The following is a 22,621-nucleotide window of genomic DNA, read 5'->3' as shown; positions in this document are numbered from 1 at the left end:
CTCCAATCTATACTTGTTTCTCGACAACTCAAGTATAAAAGACTGGATGATTACGTGCATTTTTTATGTTCAAATTGTGTAAGAACCCCAACAAATATTATAGAACCCAAATAAAAAGTGCCCCCCTTCATAAGAAGAGAGGCACAAATATGGAGATGTCCCGCTCTTCTCATCTTTCAAGTCATATGACTTGATGGAATTGGCACGGTATTCATTTAAGAACCCGTTGCCGAGGTATCACAGGGCCAGTCCCTCCACCTCTCTGGATAAGAAGATATCGCTTTATTAAGTTAAAGTTATAATGCGTTTTAGCATTAGGGTAATCGTAAAGGATTTTAGTTGGGTTGTCAATCCTGTTTTTGAAAAAATTTCATTAAAAGAAAACTAATCAACTAGGATCATTTTAATCAGTCTTCAACTAGTTGTAGCGCTATTTTAAGCTTTTCAATGAGAAGCTTATTGACAATCGACAAAAAAGTTTAGCCAATAACATTTTGCTGCAAAAAGCACAGGTTTCCCTCGGTTTCTCTTCAATGAAAGATACTTTTTGGGTGACACAAAATCCGAAAAAATCAATTTCTACACAAATCTTTTCAAACGGTTCATCTGGAATAAGACAACGTTAAAACACGTATATTGAAAGGAATATTCAAACAAGAGGAGGATTTTATGACAAATCCATTTGTTGCAAGATCGTTGGATGAAATTAGATTCTGGGCCAGGATAATGAAAGAACATGCCTTATTTTTAAGTTTGGGTTTCACCTATGAGCAATCACAACTAATTGAAGAAGCTAAACAGTTCATCACTTTATTTGAAAAGATAGAAGAAAAATTATCTAGATTCACGTTAAATTCTGAATTACGTCAGGTTCAAGCATTCAATAGCGAGGTTTACCAAGCCGCTGCTGCTATATGGGGTTATAAACGAAAGATATTAGGGTTAACCCTTAGATGTGAAATCCGGCATAATAATTTTCCCCTTTTAATTGATCACACAAGTAGGGAGGCTGCCTACTTTGCTAATCGATTAAAGGAACTAAATGAAGGCAGGCTCGCACCTACACCGGATGATGTAATCCAGGAAAATGTGTTCTTTTTAAAAATTATGGCTGACCACGCCAAGTTCATCGGGCATCTTTTAGATCCTTCAGAAAGACAGTTGGTAGAACAGGCCAGAGAATTCAGCCATGATTTTGATCAGCTAATGTTTCAGGCAGTTGATTTAGATTCTATGCGTCACCAATCAGAGACTGAACCATTATTGGATCAGTTCTTGGATCAAAACAGAGTCTCAGTAGTTTCGTTAAGAGATTTTAAGAAAACAGCAAGAGAATTAATTGAGGCATGTCGTATTAAAAGCAATATTCATCCCCTTTTAGCTGATCATACATTTAGAGAGGCTGAGAGATTCTTGGAAATCATTGATTTATTTGAAGCAGATATTAACACGAATCAAAAATAAGATCATATTAAAAGAACCACACATATGAGACAAATCTAAATGTGTGGTCTTACTTTGATTTTATCTTCAACTATTGCCCTCTTACAATTGTCCTTTTTTTATCCATCTCCAAATACGGTAGCTACCGAATACTGACACTAAGAATAGTAAAATCATAAATTTAACATATGCTTCTCCATTTTAGACCCCAAATAAATTATAGCTTTCAGCCCAATATCCCCCCTCTAGTTAAAGACCTTGAATCAAGATATTTATAGATTAGTTTTTCATTGTCTAATAAATTCATTTCGTTCAATTCACTAATTTTACATAAGCAAATATTTCCATTATTCTTCCCAACCATAAAAAAATAGCAGTGGTTGAAAAATAGACTTATAGTTGATTTCCACCCTTATGCAGAACGGAGAGATCTTAAGTTTGTGGCAAGTAACATGGTAATTTTCACCTTTCATTCGTATGTAAATTCTGTCTTTCCAAAAGTCCGTTATGAAACTTTCCAGATGCTTTGCGAGCAACCAGTGATGTTTTATACATTCAAGAAATGGGAATATTACATTCCATTGCCCTCCGATGAACGGCAGAGGTAATGTTTTCACTTAAAATGCTAATCAATCAATGAAACTTAAGGAGGCTATTTTTACTATGAGTCGTTTTACCATTCCACGCGATATTTATTTCGAAGAGAATGCACTTGAAGTGTTACGGTCTTTTGAAGGTAAAAAAGCCGCACTTGTTATTGGAGGAGGTTCTGTTAAACGTAACGGAAATCTCACCAAGGTAGAGGAACACCTGGCAGCTGCCAATATAGAAACAAAAGTACTGGAAGGCTACAATACAGAGCCAACCTTTGAAATGGTCAAAAAAGGAGCAAAAGAGCTGGATGAGTTCCAGCCGGATTGGATAATCGGAATCGGCGGAGGATCGGCGATGGATTCTGCAAAAGCGATCTGGCTCTATTATGAGCACCCGGACCTTGCTTTTGAAGATGCCATTAAGCCATTCGAACTGCCGCGACTTCGCAATAAAGCGAAATTTGCCGGAATTCCGACGACAAGCGGAAGTGGTTCGGAAGTTTCCAACCTTTCTGTTCTGGCCGATGAAACCACGAACGTAAAATATCCAGTTGCTGACTTCGAACTAACACCGGATGTTGCCATTATCGATCCGGTTATGATTAAAGAACTGCCGAAGCACATTGCTGCTTATACCGGTATGGACGCATTCACTCACTCCATCGAAGCATATGTAGCGAAACCGCGTACCATGTATACGGATATCCTGTCATTAGGAGCAGCCGAAGTTATCAAAGATAATCTTCTTGCTTCTTATCAAGGCGACCAGGAAGCCGCTAAGAATATGCACACCATTCAAGCCATGGCAGGTATGGCCTTTGCCAACGCTGTACTCGGTAACGTGCACAGCCTTGCCCACAAAAGTGGTCCAACGTTCGGCATTCCGCATGGCTATGCCAATGCAATTTACCTGCCTTACGTCATCCAGTTTAACCGTGAGGTCGTGGAAGATCGTTTTGCTGAAATCGCCCGTCGTCTTAACCTGAAAGGAAATAACGATACCGAATTGACTGATTCTCTTGTTGAATATATCTATCAATTGAACAAAGACCTCGGTCTTGCGACTACCCTTCAGGACTACGGTGTATCCGAAGAAGAGTTCAACAAGCATGTTGATACAATGGCTGAAAATGCTATGGAAGATCCATGCACAGGCACCAATCCACGTGAGACTAGTCAAGAACAAATGAAAGAGCTATTTAAAGCCGCTTACTATGGCAAGGAATCTTTAGTGAAAGCGTAAAGATCAATTGAACAAATAAGTAAAGCAGAGCTTATGGGATTTCCAGGGCTCTGCTTTTTACTAGTGAACATGATTCTTTCCCCAGTGTTACTAGTCATCCCAGCCGTCTTCTCTTGCTCTTTTTTCTTTCTGATTTACGGCACTCTGGGTGATATTAGGTAGGCACGATAAGCAAAGGTCTACCTTAGATTATTCCTCTCACCACCTAAAAACAACTATGCTATACTAAAAGAAAAACAATATTCAGACTATTAAAAGGGGCCAAGTCCATGAAACCAAACATTATCGACATCGTCCAATCCCAGGTCATCGCTTCCATCAAGGAAGAAAAAGACTTGGATAAAGCCATACAGTCAAACGCCAACATCGTGTTCATCCTTACGGGCAATTTGATTACGATGAACGGCTATCTGAAAAAGCTGAAGGATGCAGGTAAAACAACGTTTATCCATATTGATTTCATCGATGGGTTGTCCAATACGAAGAGTGCCATTAAATACATAGCAGAAATATGGAAACCCGCTGGCATCATTACGACGAGGAGCAATTTGATCAAGTATGCAAAGGAAGAAGGTTTGATGACAATCCAGCGTCTTTTTCTCATCGACCGGAATGCCCTTGAGAAGGGGATTGACATCTCCCATAACTGCAAGCCCGATGCCATTGAAGTCCTTCCTGGTCTGATGCCTTCTGTCATTGATAAGCTCACAACCATGACTACCCTGCCCATCATCGCTGGTGGCTTGATCAGCAATAAGCAGGATATTCTGAATGGGCTAAGTGCCGGTGCCCTCGCTATTTCCTCCGGGGATCCGAAGCTTTGGAATCTGGATTTTTGACTAGTAAGGACTCGAACTCCCCGGAGTTCGAGTCCTTTTAGGTCCCTACCTTTTTTTCTGCATCGTCATCTGTCTTTCTTTTTTCCCCGATCCACGGGAGGCGAACTCGTATGATCGTGATCTCCCGTTCTTCAAAGATATTTCCTATTTTCGTAATGATGAAGGTTACCAGTGTGGCAAAAATGACGAGGGAATAAAATCCCGCTCCAATGCCGATCCCGATGCCCCCCACGTAGAAAATCATCGCTGCTGAAGTGAGTCCCTTAACCCGCAAACCATCCTTCAGGATCACGCCTGCACCAAGGAACCCTAGGCCGGAAACTATCTGCGCTGCCAGACGGAAAGGATCCATCATCTTACCACTACCCGGTTGACTGAGCATCTCGGCGCCTTCGATCGAGACGATTGTGATCAAGGTGCATGCTACTGATACATACGTATATGTTTTCAAACCCGCGGGTTTATTTTTGGATGTCCGGTCCCACCCGATGATAAACCCCAATATTGCGCTCACGACAATCCGAAAATAAATATCATGCTGCCAGAAAAATCTTGTTACTTCACTCATGTAATGCGCCATGCCCTCTTCCTCCTTAAATGAAAAAGAGACCGCGCCACAAAACGAATAGATGATTTTTCCACTCCAAAGTGAAAAAACCATACCACTCGCTTCATAGGGGATCTCTTTTACTCTTCCTATCAAGCTTCATCTTATTCCTTTCATATTACACCAATCTCAGCTTCATTTCAACGATATATCTAAAAATTCTAAATATACACTAAATTAAACCTAAATGCCCATTTCCTAAATCGTGGGTCAATTGTATGATGGAATTAAACAGTGAATATAGCGGGTAGAGATGAGGAGAACCCTGTGTCAATCGTGTGTACGGTCATCGTGCACCCCATTGCCATGGGGTTCTTTTCTTTTTTACATAAACAATAGAAAAAAGGAGGAAATGATGTTGAAAAACCACTCAATCACCCGGATAGCCGCCCTTCTTGCTTTCGCCATTACTGGACTCTTATTGCTTCAGGTCCACAACGCAAGTGCGCAAGAAACCAATCCGCCCCTTATCATTACGGAAATCGTCACCAAATCTGCAGGGTCAGGACAGCCCTATGAGTACGTCGAAATCTATAATACCACCACAGAAGCCATCAACCTGCAGGACTATCAGCTTCAATACTTCACAAGCAACTTCTCAAGCCCGGCCAACCGCTGGCCCATCGAAGATAAAATCATCCAGCCGAAAGATTCCCTCGTCCTTTGGTTAAAGAAATTGGCCTATCCTGATGTACCCCTTTGGGACTTCAACTCCAATTATGAGGTGAACCTAACGCCCGAGGATGTATACGAAGTCAAGCTGACCTCAGCTGGTCAAGGATTGCATGATAGCAGCTTGCGTCAGGTAGGAATTGCGGACGCCGATGGCACGCTCCTCAGTACAGCTCTCATCAATGATGGAAACGTCGACGGTATCACGAACCGGAGCATCACCTATCAGGCCACCAGCTCTGGTGCGATGACAAAGATGAAAAACGATGAACAGCCGACTCCAGGCGTCGTTCTGACCGGACAGGTAGCTGGTCCCTCGACACCTACAAACCTGAAGGCAACTCCAGCCAACCAGGCGGTTACCCTTGAGTGGGAAGCGACAGACGGTGCCGTTTCCTATCAAATCTACCAATCTGATGGATCGATTACCTCCACGGAGGCTGCCACATCAATCATAAATGGATTGGAGAATGGAAAGACCTATACATTCCGGGTGACATCCGTGGACGCAGAAGGAAATGAATCCCCGGCAACAAAAGAAGTCCGGGCCGTCCCACAGGAAATCGTGGACAGCGAAGCCCCGGCCACGCCTACCGGATTGAAAGCAACTCCAGGCAAGGATCATGTCAAGCTGCTTTGGAATGCCAACCCAGAAAGTGACCTTAGCGGATACCGCGTGTACATCAACGGGACACTTTACGGGACAGTTGAGGCTGACCAAAATAGCCTGAACGTATCCCCTCTGGAATTGAACAGGGAGTATTCTTTCAAAGTAACGGCAATCGACCAAGTCGGAAACGAATCGGAACCGACCAAACCACTCGTCACAGGCCCGAGTGAAAACGTCCCGACACCAAACCTGCTGATCACGGAATTGATTCCGAATACAGATAACTATGCAGGTTATGATGCATTTGAATACTTCGAGCTTTATAACAACAGCCCCGACCCGATCGATTTAAAAGGATATCGATTCGCGTCCTATAACTGGGACAAAGAAATCGGGGACACTCATATCTTGAAGCCATGGGATACGGTGGTGATCTGGACCAGAAACACTAGCATCAACCCTATCTCCCTTGAAGCGTTCAACTATAACTATTTTTATGGATACAAGAGTAAGTATCTTCAGGAAGAGGATACCATCGTCCTCGGTGATATCGCCGGCCTGGTCAATGGCGGTAATACTCTGACCGTTTACGACCCTGATGGACGCGAAGTCGTAAGAGCCGATTATTCAGGAGAGGACGTTTCCCTGAAACAAACCGTCACCTATTCCTATCCAAAGGATAATACCCGGACAATGGAAAAATTGGCAGCCGGTCAAAGTCCGACACCGGGATGGCTCGTTGAAAATCAAGCACCGGATCGTCCCGTGTCAGATGAGGTATCACCGCAAACACCGACCAACGTGGAAGCCACTGCCGGCAACGGTGAAGCCGTTTTAACCTGGGACGCGTCCAGTGAAACCGATCTGTACCGCTATCACATTTACAAAGATGGAGAACTTGAATATTCCGTCGATCCATCCCAGACCGAATTTACTCTTTACACACTAGTCGGTAATCAACCATATACGTTACAGGTAAGCGCAGAGGATTCATCAGGAAACGTATCGGAGAAATCAGAGCCCGTAACCGTCACACCGGATCACCAGCTCATCACCCAGGTGGAACGTTCTCAGCATGAGAAAGACCCCGCCTACCAGGACCTGTGGGATATCAGTACCGACGGCCCGGTGATCGCCGGACTATCAGAAGGTCTCGTTCCACAAGGATTGACCTATTACCAGAAAAAAGACTGGCTCCTTACCATCGGCTACGTCGATGATGGGATCCGACCGGGAACCATAACCGTTACAGACCGGAGAACGGGACAATTAGTGAAATCCGTTGTCCTCTACAATACGGACGGCACACCGTATACCGGACACGCAGGCGGAGTGACCGTCAGTCGTGATCACGGCTGGGTCGCCTCAGAGAATCACTTATTCAGCTTCGATTTAAGCGACCTGGTCAATGCACCAAACAACGGGGAAATCCAGTTCACCAAACAGATCCCCATCCCTGTCGAAGCGGCATACACCGTTTATGATGAAGGCATCCTTTGGGTCGGGGAATTCTATGAAGCAAGCTCCTATCCGACCGACCCAACTCATCACATCGAGAACAGGGACGGAGAAATGCATTACGCATGGATGATCGGATACGATCTAGAACGAAACAACGACATGCTGAGTAAAGACCAGTGGAATGGCTCACCTGACGTCAACGCCGTACCGGATTACGTTCTATCCACCACAGGAAAAGTCCAGGGAGCCATCATGCAGAAAGCAGCAAGAAATGGCGTCATCCTCAGCACTTCCTATGGCAGGGCAAACGACAGTGTGCTGTATCGATATGAATATCCATTAAAAGAAGATCCTCATGCATTTGTCACAGTCGAAGGAAAACAAGTGCCTCTATGGTTCCTGGATGGTCACACGGCCAAACCCCGTCAGAGTGTCGAAGCCATCCCGATGCCTGAGGGAATAGTGGAAATTCAGAAGGAGCTGTACGTCGTATTCGAATCAGGTGCCAACAAATACCGCTACACCACCACCTACCCGATGGACCGGATGCTTAAGATTGATATGAAGAAGTTGATGAAGGATGATAAGGGGATTGAGTAATATAAAGTCGTCATAGAAGAGAAGGATCTCAGTATGTGAAAAAACCAGACCTAAATAAATGGCTCTGGTTTTTTCTTATGAGGTTAAAGCCACCTTAATTGAATAACTTATACCAATATAAAGTGGTCTCAATATTAGGGTTATAGGACTGCTTCAATGTGTCAACTCCACCTAGTATGAAGCCTTGTTTCATATAAAACCTGCATGCACCAAGATTATCATCCTGTGCTTCCAATGACATTCCTATCAGTTCTCTTTGTTTTGCCCACTCTTCTGCTTTATTTAATAGCAACGCTCCGACTCCACTGCCTCTATACTCTTTCTTAGTCGCAATGTTTTCAATATAGCAGAAGCGATTCCAATCCTTCACGACTCTAATTTGCCCAATGCATTCATTATTCTTATAAGCTAAAAATAGAGCTTTATCTTCACTGCTTATATATTGGCTCCAATCAAGTTTGTCATCCGGAAAACGAATATCTTTGGTTTCATCAAATAGTTTCTCTTCAAAAGACCATTTCCCTGATTGAAAACTGGGTACAAGCTTACCAAACACTTTAAAAGAATCATTTGTTTTATGGATATCCTCTATTAAGTCATAAGTTAATGGAAAAATACTAAGTTTACCTTCACTACCCAATAGTACACACTTCCTTTTATGAGGTTTTGAAACGATATTTATTAAGAATCATATAAGCCTATCTTAGATCACGCATGTTCCAAACAACTTCTTCTCCATCTTCTTTCCAGGTACTATGGTGGCGTATGAAACCAATCTTTTCAAGAACTCGAAAGGAAGCAATATTCCAAGACCCAACAGTAGCCCACAGACGTTTACGCCCAGTTGCGCCCGCAGCTCCTATAATTGCTAATGCAGCTTCTGTTGCATAGCCTTTCCCGTGGACACTTTTGAACAGTTCATAAGCAATTTCCGGCTCTTCTATAGTAGAACGACCAATAATTAATCCACAATACCCAATCATATCTCCTTCATATTTGCGTCGGATTGTAAGTGCACCTATACCACTTTCCAGTGCTCTATCACGTAAACTGATAACATGTTTGCGAGCATCTTCAAGAGTTGGCTTATCAACTCCACGTTCCCCAACAAGTTCCCTATACCAAGATGCATCTGATTCCTCCCATATACTCAAGTAAAGCCGTTCAGTCATTATTTCAAAATCCATTATTGAGAATCCACTTGTCATCTGATAACCTCCTTGTCGATTTTTTGGGTGAAGGGCTATAGGAAAAGGCAGAGTAAAAACCGTCTCCACTCTACTCTTAAATCACACCAAAATCAGCAGCAGATATAGCAGTGTAAATATCTCTTTACTTTACAGTAATAAAATCAGACCTAAAATGGATCTGGTCTTTTTGTCTATATTCCTTCTTATGCTGTTAAAACCCTCTATAACCTAAAAACAATTTTTAATCATATGTTTTCTTTTTTCGGTATATTTCACTTCATACGCCCCTGTATCTTCACTGTAATAACTACATTCTTGCTGAATTTCCCCTGTCTTTCTCCATTGCATATATACATACTTTTCCTTAGGCTCATCTACAAAAATAACATAAGCAAATGTGCCTCTCATTCTATTCGTATTTAACTTCATACTGTATTCTGCTTCAATTGATAGAAGATCTTCTTCTGTATATCCGTTTCCCAACAAATGTTCTTTGACTTGTTTTTCCATTAAATAATCCCTTATAAAGTTTCCATGTAATGCATCATAAATAATCATTGGGACTCCAACAACAACGAAACAAATTAACACAATAATTATTGGCTTTATATATTTCTTCAAAATACAACCCCCTCAACAACCTAATAATGCCACTTAAATCCATCGGTGACCTTCAGCAATTGTGGAAAAGTCACTCGAAATTTTCCCGTTGATTAATTGCAACCAGATACACCATAATCGAAAACAAAATGTTGGATGAAAAGGCTATTGCAGACAACAGATTTCCAACATTGAATATAAGCAAAAATGTTATTGCCGCTAATGCACTAACGAATAAAGGATACGTTACGTTTAATCGCTTATACAATTTGTAGAGAATCAACGCAAAAGCAATGACCAATAACAACATTATTAATATTTGAAATATCAAAAGTGGAAAAAACTCCATAATACCCCTCCTTCTATAGTGTAATTTTACACTTATAGGGTGATTTTATCAATTTGTTTTTTCCATCATTTACAATTGCAGAACGGTTCTTATTCTTCTTTTCTAGATGATATCGGGCTGATGGCCAAAAGAAAAAATCCGAACGATGAGTCGACATTCTTTATGAAAATCGAATTCGTTCGGATATTTTACTGTGTTAAAAGGCAAATAAAATGTACTTTGCAAGTACTAGCTGTTAATTTGAGTGCAGGGCGAAGACTCCTTCCTCCAAGGAAAGCGAAGTTTTGAGGGAAATCGGGAAGCAGTGTTAGAGGAAATCCCTGATTCTAATGAAGTTAAAACCCCAGGCATAAGGGTTCGGTGTTTTTCACCTTAATGTCTTTGCAATTTCCACCATTTCATCCTTCGATAAAAAAGAACTGTCCATTTGCAGATATGTCTCGCCTTGAATCCAAGTTAGAAGACCACCGCCTATTCTTATTTCATTTAATTTCCTTCCACTGTTTGCCCATTCTTGATAATATGCTTCCACACCATTTACATTTATTTTATATCTGCTTGAAAACTCTTCTTCAAGCTGTCTAATCTCTTTTTCGGAAACCTTTCTTTCCTCGATCCCCAGCATGACATTTTCATCAGTTGAATCCATATAATGCAATCTAATGGTCTCCATATTTCTATCATTATGTTCGTATGTTTTTATCTCCAAACTCCATTCTGAAGGGATTTTTTCCGGAATAAGGACTTGAAAGTCAACCTCTTTCTTTACTTCCTCTATGGTAATGCTGTCGTGGTTATACTTCATCTCTTTAGCCAAACCTATTGAAGAAATCATACTGAAGGATAATAAGAGCATAAAAGTAGAAATAATCCTCATAAAAAAACACCTCTTCTTTACTCAAATATAATCACTATCATCTCCAATACTTCATAAAAAAATGACGAAAAAAAGCGATTGCTGATAGCAACCGCTTGATCTCTTTAACTCTAACAAGGCTTAGGTTAATTCATCATAATATTTCTCCGGATCCGAAATGTGTTTTGCCACAAAAAACGCTGCCTGGCTCTTAAACATGTCGATATAAGAATCGTAATCCATCGCCAATCCGTCTAACTCATCAATGCTTCCATCGACACTGACTGTATCTGTAAGCAAATCTACAAGTACTGTCATATAGATGATCTCCTTGTATAAAACAACACCGGTTACTTGTTTCTTTGTTAAATCGACCTTAGTAATTCTATCCTTCACGCCTGTTGATTTGAATACAGTATATCCGACGCTTACGTTCTTCTTCACTGCAAATACACCACTCTTTAAATGTTTATATGCTAAGAAATTCAAATCCCCTTCAAAGCATCCTTATACCTTAGATAATAAGCCTCCACATTATTCAACAACAACAACTCCGTATACAAATACACCTTCATATTAAAATCATTAAAATCAATCGCAGTCAGTTCCTGAATCTTCTTAATCCGGTAATTCAACGTATTCGGATGGATAAACAGCTCATTCGCCGTCTGTTTCCCCTTCCCGTCATTCGCCAGGTACACTTCAAGCGTCTTCAGAAGATCTGTCTGTTTCTTCACATCATTCTTGATCAATACCAATAGATCATCACTGTAATAATCTTTAGAAGTGTTCTTCTCATAAAGGGTCGGCAAGTACCGGTAAATACCCAGATGAGCGAATTCCCGTGGCATGGACTCAGGACGCGGACTGATGAAGTTAGCCGTTTCTATGACTTCTGATGCTTCCAGGAAGCTCTTTCTCATTTGATATAACGTGGTGTATTCCTTCCCAATCCCGATCAGGAAGTTGTAGAATTCTTCTTCCCCTGTTTGTTCTTTCACCTTTTCGACGAGGTCTCTCGCTAATTCCAGGGAAGAAGACGGTGTGTCTGCTTTGCCGTAGAGAACGAGGATCACCTGGTATTCCGTACGAAGTGAATACACCTTTGTGTTGAAACTGGATTCCTGGACGAGCTTCTCCAATTGGTCGAGCATGGGCTTATAGTCCGACGATGCGATGGAGTACACCGCTACCGTGAACCGTTCCGGCAGGGTCAACTTGACGAGGGATGCATCATGGCGGAGCTGGCTTTCACTTCCGTACTCATGCTGCAGGAGATGCCACAGTACTTCCTCTTTTCTGTCCTTTTTGATATTGACCTTTGCGTACATGTCATTGATCAGGGTTCCAAGGTGTGCGGAGATTTCTTCAAGGAAACCGAGCTCTTCATTTTCGAGAAGGCGGTTGGATTCCTGAACCCAGATGTATCCCATTGTGTTCCCCAGGTACTTGGCGGCAATGACGACGCGTTGGTGAAATCCCAGCTCTTCCATCGCCTGCACCCGGATCGGATCCGTATGTTTTTCGAGCTGGTGGACGATGCCCTCTTTTTTCAGTCGGTCGATAATAAAGACCGGACATTTTTTCGTGAGGATTGTCTTTAGCTGTGTTTGGTCGAATTTATTAGAAGAGGAACTGTATGAAATCAGCTCGAAATTTTTATTTTCGATGATGACGGGATTGCCCAGTTTTGAGCTGATCAATTCCGTTGCTTTATGAATGTCTTCTGTTTGGAGGATGATATCTATTGCTTCCATAGGAATCTTACCTTTCCACGAATGTTTGTGACTCCTATTATAGCGTTAAATCCCCCAATAAAAAATGAAAAGCTCCCCCATGTCGGGAGAGCTTGTCGTATTCGATTTATTCCTCATCCATAAACGGATAAGTGATATCGGTTGTTGGAGCGAAGTTTTCTTTGATGATACGAGGACTGGTCCAGCGAATCATGTTGAAAACTGAGCCTGCTTTATCGTTTGTACCTGAACCGCGTGAACCGCCGAATGGTTGTTGGTTGATCACGGCACCGGTTGGTTTATCGTTGATGTAGAAGTTACCAGCAGCACCGGATAGACGGCGTTCCAAGTGCATGATCGCTTCACGATCCTGTGCAAAGATCGCACCCGTTAATGCGTACATGGAAGCTGTATCAACTGAAGTAAGGGTTTCTTCTAATTGATCGTTTTCATATACATAGATCGTTAATACCGGTCCAAAGATTTCTTCGGTCATCGTTTTGAAGTTTGGATTCGTTGTTACGATGACAGTCGGTTGAACGAAGTATCCAACAGAATCATCATACGTACCGCCGGCAATGATTTCAGCTTCTTCAGAATCAGCCGCATAGTCGATGTAGCTTGTGATGGAATCAAAGGCAGGTTTATCAATGACCGCACCCATGAAGTTCCTGAAGTCTCTAACATCCCCTACTTTAAGCTTCGCCGTTTCTTCCACGACACCATTCTTCACTTCTTCCCACATGCTTGCTGGGATGTAAGCACGTGAAGCTGCTGAACATTTTTGACCTTGGTATTCGAATGCACCGCGAACAAGTGCAGCGACTACTTTGTCTGCTTGAGCCGTTTCGTGAGCGAAGACAAAGTCTTTACCACCTGTTTCACCAACTAGACGAGGATATGATTTGTAGTTAGTGATGTTTTCCCCTACTGTCTTCCAGATCGTCTGGAACACGCTTGTTGATCCAGTGAAGTGGAATCCGGACATGCGTGGATCTGTTAATACCACTTCTGATACTTGTGAACCACGTGAAGGAACAAAGTTGATAACGCCCTTAGGCAGTCCAGCCTCTTCCAGGATACGCATGAAGTAGTAGTTTGATAGGATAGCCGTAGTTGCCGGTTTCCACACGACTACGTTCCCCATGATCGCAGGAGCTGACGGTAAGTTTCCACCGATTGCCGTAAAGTTGAATGGAGAGATCGCTAGTACGAATCCGTCTAATGCACGGTATTCTAAACGATTCCAGATGTTCTTCATGCTGTCCGGCTGCATTTGATAGATTTGGTTCGCATAATCAACGCCAAAGCGTAAGAAATCAGCTAATTCTTGTGCTGCATCGATTTCCGTTTGATACGCTGTTTTGGATTGTCCTAACATTGTAGCAGCATTGATGACGTCACGGTATGGACCTGAGATCAGGTCAGCCGCTTTCAAGAAGATCGATGCTCTGTGCTGCCATGGCATATTGGACCATGATTCTTTTGCAGCCATTGCCGCTTCTACTGCATCGCGAAGTTCCTTTTCACCTGCTTGTGAATACGTAGCCAACACATGTTTGTGATCGTGTGGCATTACTACTTGCTTCACTGTATCTGTCTTGATTTCCTCACCATTGATGATGACCGGGATCTCAACCTCTAGACCAGCTTGGCGCTCTAATTCAGCTTTTAGCGTTTCTCTTTCTTTCGTACCTGGGGCATATGTATTACCAGGCTCATTTGTAGGTTTTGGGATGTTGTAAATTCCGTTACTCATTCTTTTCACATTCCTTTCTGATTTCAATCTGTCTGGATGTTACTTGCTGAAAATTCCTTTTAATGCGAATGCGATGTTCGCCGGCCGTTCTGCCAGACGTCGCATGAAATACCCGAACCAGTCCTCGCCGTATGGAAGGTAAATGCGAACGGTATATCCTTTTTTCAATAATTCGGACTGCAATTGATTCCGCATGCCGTAAAGCATTTGAAACTCGAAGCGGTCATTCGGTATATTGTGTTCTTTCACTAATCCGATTGTGTAATCGATGATCGCTTCATCATGGCTTGCGACCGCTGTATAATGGCCGTTCAAGAGTTGCTTCTTGATAAGATGCTTCAGGTTCTCATCCACCTTTTTCTTCTCCTGATACGCCACCTTACCCGATTCATTATATGCACCCTTCACAAGCCTCAAATAAGGGGAGAACTGATTGAGTTCATCCACATCCTTGTCTGATACATACAGATAGGATTGAATCACCGTCCCCACATTGTCATACTTTTGACGGAGCTTCTTGTAAACATCAAGGATGGCATGGCACCTCGAGGAATCCTCCATATCGAGAGTGACCGTGATTCCGCTTTCATTTGCCTTCGACAGAATCAACTCCATGTTCTCCATGACAAGATCTTGACTGATATCCAACCCCAGGGAAGTCAGTTTGACAGAGATTTCAGTCTCAAGCCCATGATAGGCAATGGCACTGATACTCTGGATGCATCCTTGGACATTCTCCCGCACCACATCTGTGGACTGAACGAACTCACCAAGGTGATCCACTGTTACCTGGAATCCCTCCTCGTTCAATTGCGTAATCAATGGAATCGCTTGTAAAAAGGTTTCTCCCCCCACAAGATTGTTAGCCCCAAATTTCGATCCCCACCGTTTGGCCATCTTATCCAATGCCTTATTGTGAGAAAGAAACATGAAAAAACGCTTACTGATTGCTTCCATGATTACAACACCTCCTTATAGTGACTGTTACCTCAAGTGTGAGGTGATTAAACGAGAAATGTAAATCTTAAGAAAATTATAACGGGAAAAGTGGCTCTGAAACAACGTGCTCCGGACACAAATATTTGTGGGTTGAGTTATGGTGGGAGCACAAAAGGGGGTGGTGGGTTATCGGAATATTTGAAACTTTATATGATGGTTTCCCGTCTAATTAATAAACATATGATAAGGGGGAGTTGAAAATGGAAATAAAAAAGGGCATGATACCTTCCATCATCTTCGGTTCTATTATTTTGTTGGCTATTCTAGCGTTGACCTTCTTCATCCTTAATGGGGAATCCCTCCTGGAAGGTATGAAAGACGGATTCATGGACAAATGATCCATTTCAGTCCAGATTATAAATATTAATCAAAAGGGAGAATGAAATGACAAATTTCTTTATCATACTGATAGGATTTTTTATTGTAATTTCAAATGTAATTGGATTTATTTCATATAAGAAAAAGAAGAGTCTCTATTCTGCTGCCTTTACTATACTTCTTCTAGCAGTTTTATTTGCGGCCATCGGGGGATTACTAGCACTCTTCATCATTCGAGATCCCTTTGCCATATTTTATGGTCTGCAGGTTGGGTACTATTTACTGATTAATAGCCTGATTGTTTTATTGATTGCAATTGTAGTAAGTGTCGTAAAAAAATACAACATTGAAAATTGAGTCTGTGCAAAGCCCATTGAACATTCAGTGCGCAAGATTAATTTCTATTATTTTCCAAAAGACGCAAATACGAAGGAAAATGACGCAATAAATAAAAAATCGGCGCAATTATTCGGAAAATGACGCAATCCCCAATGAAAATGACGCAATTATTGAGAGTCGGAGGTTCCATCTCAACCTTTTCCATTCGATCTTCTTCTGAAATCACTCGAAAAGCAGAGTAAGAAACCGCCCCCCTCCCAAATACGACACTGACTTCCCCTGTTAGGGACACAAAAAGAGGGTGTGGAGCACAAAAAACCAACGAATTTGACGTTCAAACTCGTTGGTTACTGGGTGCCCAGCGTAACAGTTCCCCTATTTCTTATATCATTTTACCCGACAACAATCCCTTAACCGACTCCAACACATAATCCGGCGTCCAAACCGTCCCCCTCAAATCCTCCTCCGTTGTGATCCCGCTCAGTACAAGGGCCGTTCTCATCCCTGCTTCGATCCCCATCCGGATATCCGTTTCCAGGCGATCACCGATCATGACGCATTCTTCCGGCTCCAATTGTAATATCTTCAATGCCGCCTTGATGGTCAGGATGGATGGCTTCCCAACCTGCACATCAATCTTTCTTCCCACAACCCCTTCCACAGCGCCGATCATCCCCGCACAGTCCGGCACATCGCCCATCTCTACTGGACAGGTCCTGTCTGGATTGGTCGCAATCATCTTCGCACCTAGTTTGATTGACTGATAGGCAAAATTCAAATGGTCATAGTGAAAATCCCGGTCCCATGACAGAACGACGATATCCACCTCGGCAGGTGTCATTCCTTCCCGGAATCCCGCAAGTGTCAGCTCATCCTTGATGGGCTGCTCCCCAATCACATACAACGTCGCTTGGGGATGATGTTCCTTTAAATAGTCAATCAGCGTAACCGTAGGATTCAATATGTTCTCAAGGTTAGCCTGAATATTAAATCCGTTCAACTTTTCCACATAGCGCTGACGAGACTCAATGGTCTTATTGGTCAGAAACAGCACCTTTTTTCCTTCCTTGAGAAGTGAGTTGATGGTGGTGTCTGCTCCCTCTATCAACTGCTTACCGAGATACACGGTCCCATCCAAGTCAAAAATATACCCCTTTAGATTCTTCATCTGTACCCCTCCAACAAATAAAAAATTCCTTGAGCATGACGATTTCTCCAATTTAACAATTGGATTTTTCGTCATACCCAAGGAATCTCCTCATCTTTATCCTTGTACCTATTCATTTACATGTGCTGCGTCATCAAATCTTCGCCGATGATGACCTTTGAAGTCCCGAGTTTCTCCACCTCTTCTTCATACGGTTCGCCGTCGGATAGGTGGACAAGAACAATCTTCCCGATTCTATCCACATCATACTTTTCAACGATTTCAACAAGACTGCTATGGTTGCCTGCCACTTTCCTCGCAGACGTTGCTTCATGGATTAACACATCTATATGGTCATACTCACCAATCCGTGCGTTGATTTCCGAATCGCTGGAATATACGAGCACCCGTCCGTCACATCGTACTTCAAGCCCGACTGTGGGTACAGAGTGTAAGGCCTTAAAGCAGGAAAACGTCATTCCCCCTCCAGACAGAATTTCCGTTTCCCGATTACCATCAAATGTCTCGATTTCAATCGGAAAAGCAATCGGCCATTGATCGGCTTCCATCGTCTGTAGCCATTCCTGAAGCTTCCTCTCATTCCGCTCGTCACACAGAACCCGTAAAGGCTTTCTCCGATCCTCAAGCCACATCCCCCATAGGAGGGATGGCAGGCCGTAAATGTGATCAATATGAAAATGGGTGAACACGACGGCATCAAGTTCCTTTAAATCCACCTGCAGCTGCTTCAGCTTCCTGCAAGGATTGCCGCTGACATCGACCAGCACATGATACTCATCATTCGAGAAGCAGATGGAGGTATTGTCGCGTTCCGAACCGGGATACGCACTCCCCGTTCCTAAAAAGTGAATGTCCATCAGATCCCCTCCTATTTAATTCCTGAGTGCATAAAGCTCGATACGAATTGTTTTTGAAAAAGGAAGAAGGCAATGACCAATGGCATGATGACCATGACCGTACCTGCGGCAACCATCCCCCACTGCGCTCCTGTTTCATAGGATTGTGCAAATAACGCAAGTCCGACGGTCAATGGGCGGGACTCCACGGAATCCGTGATGATCAACGGCCACATGAAGTTGCTCCAATGGTGGCTGACCGAAACAAGGGCAAAGGCTATATAGGTCGGTTTCGCCGATGGGATATAGACATGCCACAGTGTTTGATACCATTTACATCCATCCATTCTTGCCGCTTCATCAAGATCAAACGGAACCTGCTTGAACGTCTGGCGCATCAGGAATACCCCGAACGCCGAAGCCCAATACGGCATCATGACGGCAAGCTTGGTATTGACGAGTCCCAGCTGGCTGATGACCTGGTAGTTCGGGAACAGCAGGATTTCAGGCTGGATCATGAGCTGCAGCAGGAAGAGGATGAACAAGACATTTTTCCCGGTGAAGTTCACCCGTGCAAACGCATATGCTGCAAGGGTAACTGTCACGATTTGAACGATCAACACGCCAAATACGATCACGAACGTATTGAAATAGTATTGCAAAAATGGGGACGTCTCCCACGCCTGGATGTAGTTTTCAAAAGTCGGATTCGAAACCCAGAACGGAAAGCCTCCATTAATCACTTGATTCCCCGGAGAGAAAGAAGTGACGACCACCCATAGCAGGGGGATAAATGAAAGAATCCCTAGAACAATAATGATGCCATAGTTCAATTTTTTCATCGTTGCTTCCCCTCCTAGTAATGGATTTTCCGATCAAGGTATAGATAGTTGAAGGCAGTGATACCGAGCATGATGACGATTAGAATCACAGTGAGCACCGCGGCTTTGCCAAGATCCCAGTTCGTAAACGCCGCTTCGTAAATATGGTAGAGTAATAGATTACTGGCATTATCCGGTCCACCTTTGGTCATTATGTACAGGTGGTCGACATTTTTGAATGAATTTGTGATCGCCACGATCATGACGAACAGCGTCGTCGGCATCAGCAGAGGAAACGTGATATGCCGGAACATCTGGAACGGTTTCGCCCCTTCCATCTCAGCCGCTTCATACACGTCACTAGGCAAATTCTGCAATCCTGCCAGATAGAAGATCATAAAGAAACCCGCATCTTTCCAGATGATCATGACAATCATCGCAACCATTACTGTCCCGGGGTCCCCCAACCAGCTTGTATCCCCGCGGCCGAACGTATGGAGAAAGTTATCAAGCAATCCATACTGAGGCGTGTAAATGAAAAGCCAAATATTCGCTACCGCGATGAGCGGAACAATGGTCGGGTAAAAAAAGGACGTACGGAGCAAGGCGCTTCCTGCCATTTTCTTATTCAACCAGATGGCAAGATACATCGCCAGGAACAGACTCGTAGGTACTGTCCCGATCATGAAGAGGATGTTATTCAAGATGACCTTCCTGAAAATTTCATCTCCGAAGACTTCCTTATACTGTTCCAATCCGGAAAATTGCAGCCTCGTCATCGGACCGCTGTAGAAGCTTAACTGAATCGACTTCAGCGTCGGATAAAACGTAAACAAGGTTAAAAAGATAAATGAAGGTAACAGCAACCCGTAGGCGAACAGATTATTCCTTGCCCGGGAACTGAATTTTCTATGCTTCGTTGTCATCGATCAGTCCCACCTTTCTTGTGAAAGGAGCCCAAGGGCAGCACACTGTCCACTTGAGCTCCACTTCTTTCAATGCTTCACCTGTTGCCGTTTACTGAAATGGCTCCAACACGTCTTCTGCTTTCTTCTGTGCGTTATCCAATCCTTCATCCACAGGGCTTTGACCCGTTAAGATCGATTGAATGTTATCATTGAAAATTTTCTGTACTTCACCATTTTGATAGGTTGCCAGTTCACTTTCTGCATATTCCAATTGCTCACGGGCAACCAGTGCAGGAGGGAATTCCTCTACATACTTCTTCAACACGTCTGTCTCGTAAGCCGATTCGGTGGTGGCGACATATCCTGTATCGATGGACCACTGAGCCACACGCTCCGGTTCAGTCAGGAATTTCATGAACTTGATGGCTGCTTCCTTGTTTGCTTTTGGCAGGTCTTTGAACAAGTAGATATTCCCGCCTCCTGTAGGGGAACCATATTGCTCGTTCGCCGGAAGGAATGAGACACCGAAATCAAAGTCTGCATTGTTCTTCACATTCGTCAGGTTCCCCGTCGTATGGTACATCATCGCCGTTTTTCCACTCAGGAAGTCAGAAGGAACCGTGGCCCACTCAATGACGCCCTCCGGCATGATTTTATGTTCTTTCCCAAGGGATAACCAGAAATCCATTGCTTCTTTTGCATATGGTGCATTGAAATATACTTCTTTTCCATCCTGGGACATGATATTCTTTTCTGTCTGAAGAGCCAGAGCCTGGAACATCCAGTACTGATAGCCGGTACTCGGAATTTCAAGACCCCACTGGTCCTTTCCGCCATTCTTCGTCAGCTTCTTCCCGTATTCCACGAGCTGATCCCAGTTTTCAGGTGGAGCTTCCGGATCAAGTCCGGCTTCCTTGAAAGCGTCCTTATTGTAGTAAAGGACGATCGTACTGCGTTGGAACGGCAAGCTGTACACTTTATCGCCGATGGAAGAGTTCGCCATGAATCCATCATAGAAATCATCCAGATACTTTTCATCGAACATCGGCGTCAATTCCTCAATCAAGTCATTTTCAAGCAACGTAAAAAGGTCGATGGAGAATAATACGGCAAGCTCAGGCGAATTTCCTGCCTGCGCCGATGCCATTACCTGGGTCATCGTCTCGGCATAACTGCCTCCGTATTTTGCATTCACCTTGATGTCGGGATTCTCTTTCTCGAAATCCGCCACAAACCCATCCACGATCTTCGCTACATCCCCGCCAACCGCTACCGGGAACCAGAAATCAATTTCAGTCGTTTCGCCTCCAGCGGTATCACTGCTGCTGCATCCGGCAAACACAACCATCAACACTAAAACGAATGATAAAAGCCTGATCTTCATATCATTTCCTCCCCTTTTTTTCATAAAAAAACCCATGAACAATAAACTGCAGCACAAAAATGTGGCATGCATTTTATTGGTCACAGGGATTCTCCGCATCTCTACCCTTAGACTAAAACCTGTCTAATATATATGTCTGATTATTCACAATAATACAACATTAACTAAAAGTTGGCAATGAAATTCTTCACAAAATAAAAAGCGGGAACAGATCATCCGTTCCCACCTTGCATTTAGTCGTCTTTCTCATCACTTTTCTTCCGTAGCTTCGGCAGACTCATGGCCTTGATCTCCCGTTCTTCAAAGAAGTTACCGATCCTCGTCATGATGAAGGTGACAAGGGTGGCGAAGATGACAATCGAATAAAACCCTGCCCCGATGCCGATTCCGATACCCCCGACATAGAAAATCATCGCAGCCGACGTGAGCCCTTTCACCCGAAGTCCATCTTTCAGGATCACTCCTGCACCCAAGAACCCGAGCCCCGATACGATCTGCGCAGCGAGACGGAGTGGATCCATCATCTTCCCGCTATCCGGTTCACTCAGCATATCGGCGCCTTCGATTGAAACGATCGTAATCAACGTACATGCCACCGAAACATACGTATAGGTTTTCAAACCGGCCGGCTTATTCTTCGATGACCGGTCCCATCCGATGATGAACCCCAACACCGCACTCACCACAATCCGGAAATAGATGTCATGCTGCCAGAAGAAGTCTGTAAATTCATTTATGTAGTGCGTCATGTTGGCATCCTCCTTAAACCAAAAGAGACCCCTGCCAAAACGAATCTGCTTATTATGAAAAAATCATACCGTTCGCTTTGTTGGTGTCCCTTCTATACTTTCCACTAGGATTCGTTCGTTAAAATTTCTTTTTATCGTACACTAATTATTTTATGATCGCAATGGTGTATTTAGTGGGGAGGATGTTCGTGAACTCCCACTCGCCTCAAATCCAACAGTTATATTTCATCATATATAAAAAGTAGAACCAGCAGTAGTAAATTTGGCGAGTTTATAAGCGGAGATTTTCCGGTTATAATCAGCTCGGACCTTGTTTTTGGGATAAATAGGCGGAGGATTTCCGCTTATGCACAGAAAAATCCAACTATTTTTGTATTTTCAGGTGAATAGGCGGAATTATTCCGTCTATTTCGGCCGTTTTTAATAGTAATCTATTTAGCCCCCTAACTCATTTGGACACCATAATCTAAAAATAATAAGATAGATGTATCAAAGGAGGAGTCCAAATGAGTACACGAAAAGGACCGATGGAAGATGTGAA

21 protein-coding genes and 1 riboswitch are annotated in these 22,621 nt (G+C 43.2%); of the genes, 6 read left to right on the top strand and 15 right to left on the bottom strand.

The annotated features are described in order from the left end of the window. Nucleotides 1-166 precede the first annotated feature (166 nt). Nucleotides 167-273: riboswitch (SAM riboswitch) on the bottom strand. Between the two features lie 396 nt (nucleotides 274-669). The 3 genes from V8G47_RS19660 (at nucleotide 670) to V8G47_RS19650 (ending at nucleotide 4,118) form a co-directional block, all read left to right on the top strand. After that, nucleotides 670-1,464 carry a DUF2935 domain-containing protein gene (locus tag V8G47_RS19660; protein ID WP_336201542.1) on the top strand — a complete coding sequence of 265 codons (795 nt, stop codon included), beginning with the start codon at nucleotides 670-672 and terminating at the stop codon, nucleotides 1,462-1,464. A 642-nt stretch (nucleotides 1,465-2,106) separates the two neighbouring features. Further along, a complete protein-coding gene (locus V8G47_RS19655) occupies nucleotides 2,107-3,279 on the top strand; it encodes an iron-containing alcohol dehydrogenase (RefSeq protein WP_336201541.1) in 1,173 nt (390 codons plus the stop codon). Nucleotides 3,280-3,548: 269 nt separating this feature from the next. After that, on the top strand, nucleotides 3,549-4,118 hold the full coding sequence (locus tag V8G47_RS19650) for a glycerol-3-phosphate responsive antiterminator (RefSeq protein WP_336201540.1): 570 nt from the start codon (nucleotides 3,549-3,551) through the stop codon (nucleotides 4,116-4,118). 37 nt (nucleotides 4,119-4,155) lie between these two features. Here the strand turns inward: V8G47_RS19650 and V8G47_RS19645 are convergent, their stop codons facing one another. Next, on the bottom strand, nucleotides 4,156-4,686 hold the full coding sequence (locus V8G47_RS19645; RefSeq protein WP_442970881.1) for an MgtC/SapB family protein: 531 nt from the start codon (nucleotides 4,684-4,686) through the stop codon (nucleotides 4,156-4,158). A gap of 397 nt (nucleotides 4,687-5,083) precedes the next feature. Between V8G47_RS19645 and V8G47_RS19640 the strand changes: the two genes are divergently transcribed. Continuing rightward, nucleotides 5,084-8,068: a lamin tail domain-containing protein gene (locus V8G47_RS19640; protein ID WP_336201538.1), complete on the top strand. Its 2,985-nt coding sequence runs from the start codon at nucleotides 5,084-5,086 to the stop codon at nucleotides 8,066-8,068. Nucleotides 8,069-8,162: 94 nt separating this feature from the next. Here V8G47_RS19640 and V8G47_RS19635 read toward each other — a convergent pair whose 3' ends face one another. The 8 genes from V8G47_RS19635 to V8G47_RS19600 all read right to left on the bottom strand — a co-directional run bounded on the left by V8G47_RS19635 (nucleotide 8,163) and on the right by V8G47_RS19600 (nucleotide 15,515). Beyond that, a complete protein-coding gene (locus V8G47_RS19635; RefSeq protein WP_336201537.1) occupies nucleotides 8,163-8,708 on the bottom strand; it encodes a GNAT family N-acetyltransferase in 546 nt (181 codons plus the stop codon). 58 nt (nucleotides 8,709-8,766) lie between these two features. Then, complete coding sequence (locus tag V8G47_RS19630; RefSeq protein ID WP_336201536.1) at nucleotides 8,767-9,276, bottom strand: GNAT family N-acetyltransferase; 510 nt, start codon at nucleotides 9,274-9,276, stop codon at nucleotides 8,767-8,769. Between the two features lie 210 nt (nucleotides 9,277-9,486). Next, nucleotides 9,487-9,879, bottom strand: coding sequence for a DUF3139 domain-containing protein (locus tag V8G47_RS19625; RefSeq protein ID WP_336201534.1), 393 nt, complete (start codon nucleotides 9,877-9,879; stop codon nucleotides 9,487-9,489). 695 nt (nucleotides 9,880-10,574) lie between these two features. Beyond that, complete coding sequence (locus V8G47_RS19620; RefSeq protein WP_336201533.1) at nucleotides 10,575-11,042, bottom strand: DUF4367 domain-containing protein; 468 nt, start codon at nucleotides 11,040-11,042, stop codon at nucleotides 10,575-10,577. 162 nt (nucleotides 11,043-11,204) lie between these two features. Further along, nucleotides 11,205-11,507 carry a hypothetical protein gene (locus V8G47_RS19615; protein WP_336201532.1) on the bottom strand — a complete coding sequence of 101 codons (303 nt, stop codon included), beginning with the start codon at nucleotides 11,505-11,507 and terminating at the stop codon, nucleotides 11,205-11,207. Between the two features lie 41 nt (nucleotides 11,508-11,548). Continuing rightward, nucleotides 11,549-12,820, bottom strand: a complete 1,272-nt coding sequence (locus V8G47_RS19610) for a PucR family transcriptional regulator (RefSeq protein ID WP_336201531.1) — start codon at nucleotides 12,818-12,820, stop codon at nucleotides 11,549-11,551. Nucleotides 12,821-12,926: 106 nt separating this feature from the next. Beyond that, nucleotides 12,927-14,558: an L-glutamate gamma-semialdehyde dehydrogenase gene (pruA, locus tag V8G47_RS19605; protein ID WP_224522256.1), complete on the bottom strand. Its 1,632-nt coding sequence runs from the start codon at nucleotides 14,556-14,558 to the stop codon at nucleotides 12,927-12,929. A gap of 39 nt (nucleotides 14,559-14,597) precedes the next feature. Continuing rightward, nucleotides 14,598-15,515 carry a proline dehydrogenase family protein gene (locus tag V8G47_RS19600; RefSeq protein WP_336201530.1) on the bottom strand — a complete coding sequence of 306 codons (918 nt, stop codon included), beginning with the start codon at nucleotides 15,513-15,515 and terminating at the stop codon, nucleotides 14,598-14,600. A 242-nt stretch (nucleotides 15,516-15,757) separates the two neighbouring features. Here V8G47_RS19600 and V8G47_RS19595 point away from each other — a divergent pair, with 242 nt between their 5' ends. Further along, entirely contained in the window at nucleotides 15,758-15,895 is a 138-nt protein-coding gene (locus V8G47_RS19595; RefSeq protein WP_336201529.1) for a hypothetical protein, read from the top strand. A gap of 46 nt (nucleotides 15,896-15,941) precedes the next feature. Then, nucleotides 15,942-16,232 carry a 3-isopropylmalate dehydrogenase gene (locus tag V8G47_RS19590; protein WP_336201528.1) on the top strand — a complete coding sequence of 97 codons (291 nt, stop codon included), beginning with the start codon at nucleotides 15,942-15,944 and terminating at the stop codon, nucleotides 16,230-16,232. Nucleotides 16,233-16,596: 364 nt separating this feature from the next. Here V8G47_RS19590 and V8G47_RS19585 read toward each other — a convergent pair whose 3' ends face one another. The 6 genes from V8G47_RS19585 to V8G47_RS19560 all read right to left on the bottom strand — a co-directional run bounded on the left by V8G47_RS19585 (nucleotide 16,597) and on the right by V8G47_RS19560 (nucleotide 22,080). Further along, nucleotides 16,597-17,382: an HAD-IIA family hydrolase gene (locus tag V8G47_RS19585; RefSeq protein ID WP_336201527.1), complete on the bottom strand. Its 786-nt coding sequence runs from the start codon at nucleotides 17,380-17,382 to the stop codon at nucleotides 16,597-16,599. Between the two features lie 116 nt (nucleotides 17,383-17,498). Further along, on the bottom strand, nucleotides 17,499-18,239 hold the full coding sequence (locus V8G47_RS19580; protein WP_336201526.1) for an MBL fold metallo-hydrolase: 741 nt from the start codon (nucleotides 18,237-18,239) through the stop codon (nucleotides 17,499-17,501). A gap of 11 nt (nucleotides 18,240-18,250) precedes the next feature. After that, complete coding sequence (locus V8G47_RS19575) at nucleotides 18,251-19,060, bottom strand: carbohydrate ABC transporter permease (protein WP_336201525.1); 810 nt, start codon at nucleotides 19,058-19,060, stop codon at nucleotides 18,251-18,253. 14 nt (nucleotides 19,061-19,074) lie between these two features. Beyond that, nucleotides 19,075-19,965 (bottom strand): carbohydrate ABC transporter permease, encoded by an 891-nt coding sequence (locus tag V8G47_RS19570; protein ID WP_034756361.1) that lies wholly within the window; start codon nucleotides 19,963-19,965, stop codon nucleotides 19,075-19,077. A 91-nt stretch (nucleotides 19,966-20,056) separates the two neighbouring features. Further along, a complete protein-coding gene (locus V8G47_RS19565) occupies nucleotides 20,057-21,331 on the bottom strand; it encodes an ABC transporter substrate-binding protein (RefSeq protein ID WP_336201524.1) in 1,275 nt (424 codons plus the stop codon). 233 nt (nucleotides 21,332-21,564) lie between these two features. After that, the gene (locus tag V8G47_RS19560) at nucleotides 21,565-22,080 is read right to left on the bottom strand and encodes an MgtC/SapB family protein (protein ID WP_079533309.1); all 516 of its coding nucleotides are present in this window, start codon (nucleotides 22,078-22,080) and stop codon (nucleotides 21,565-21,567) included. Between the last annotated feature and the right edge of the window lie 541 nt (nucleotides 22,081-22,621).

This window comes from Rossellomorea sp. LJF3 (genome assembly GCF_037046045.1).
In the GTDB taxonomy this organism is placed as follows: domain Bacteria; phylum Bacillota; class Bacilli; order Bacillales; family Bacillaceae_B; genus Rossellomorea.
Note: the sequence above shows the minus strand (reverse complement) of the source record. Positions and strands in the feature narration are given on the sequence as shown.

Excerpts from the sequence above, each read along its gene's own strand:
- V8G47_RS19655 (WP_336201541.1), top strand. The coding sequence starts at position 2,107 with ATGAGTCGTTTTACCATTCCACGCGATATTTATTTCGAAGAGAATGCA.
- pruA (WP_224522256.1), bottom strand. The coding sequence starts at position 14,558 with ATGAGTAACGGAATTTACAACATCCCAAAACCTACAAATGAGCCTGGT.
- V8G47_RS19580 (WP_336201526.1), bottom strand. The coding sequence starts at position 18,239 with ATGGACATTCACTTTTTAGGAACGGGGAGTGCGTATCCCGGTTCGGAA.
- V8G47_RS19630 (WP_336201536.1), bottom strand. The coding sequence starts at position 9,276 with ATGACAAGTGGATTCTCAATAATGGATTTTGAAATAATGACTGAACGG.
- V8G47_RS19575 (WP_336201525.1), bottom strand. The coding sequence starts at position 19,060 with ATGAAAAAATTGAACTATGGCATCATTATTGTTCTAGGGATTCTTTCA.
- V8G47_RS19645 (WP_442970881.1), bottom strand. The coding sequence starts at position 4,686 with ATGAGTGAAGTAACAAGATTTTTCTGGCAGCATGATATTTATTTTCGG.
- V8G47_RS19610 (WP_336201531.1), bottom strand. The coding sequence starts at position 12,820 with ATGGAAGCAATAGATATCATCCTCCAAACAGAAGACATTCATAAAGCA.
- V8G47_RS19650 (WP_336201540.1), top strand. The coding sequence starts at position 3,549 with ATGAAACCAAACATTATCGACATCGTCCAATCCCAGGTCATCGCTTCC.
- V8G47_RS19600 (WP_336201530.1), bottom strand. The coding sequence starts at position 15,515 with ATGGAAGCAATCAGTAAGCGTTTTTTCATGTTTCTTTCTCACAATAAG.
- V8G47_RS19570 (WP_034756361.1), bottom strand. The coding sequence starts at position 19,965 with ATGACAACGAAGCATAGAAAATTCAGTTCCCGGGCAAGGAATAATCTG.
- V8G47_RS19560 (WP_079533309.1), bottom strand. The coding sequence starts at position 22,080 with ATGACGCACTACATAAATGAATTTACAGACTTCTTCTGGCAGCATGAC.
- V8G47_RS19620 (WP_336201533.1), bottom strand. The coding sequence starts at position 11,042 with ATGATTTCTTCAATAGGTTTGGCTAAAGAGATGAAGTATAACCACGAC.
- V8G47_RS19565 (WP_336201524.1), bottom strand. The coding sequence starts at position 21,331 with ATGAAGATCAGGCTTTTATCATTCGTTTTAGTGTTGATGGTTGTGTTT.
- V8G47_RS19660 (WP_336201542.1), top strand. The coding sequence starts at position 670 with ATGACAAATCCATTTGTTGCAAGATCGTTGGATGAAATTAGATTCTGG.
- V8G47_RS19590 (WP_336201528.1), top strand. The coding sequence starts at position 15,942 with ATGACAAATTTCTTTATCATACTGATAGGATTTTTTATTGTAATTTCA.
- V8G47_RS19595 (WP_336201529.1), top strand. The coding sequence starts at position 15,758 with ATGGAAATAAAAAAGGGCATGATACCTTCCATCATCTTCGGTTCTATT.
- V8G47_RS19585 (WP_336201527.1), bottom strand. The coding sequence starts at position 17,382 with ATGAAGAATCTAAAGGGGTATATTTTTGACTTGGATGGGACCGTGTAT.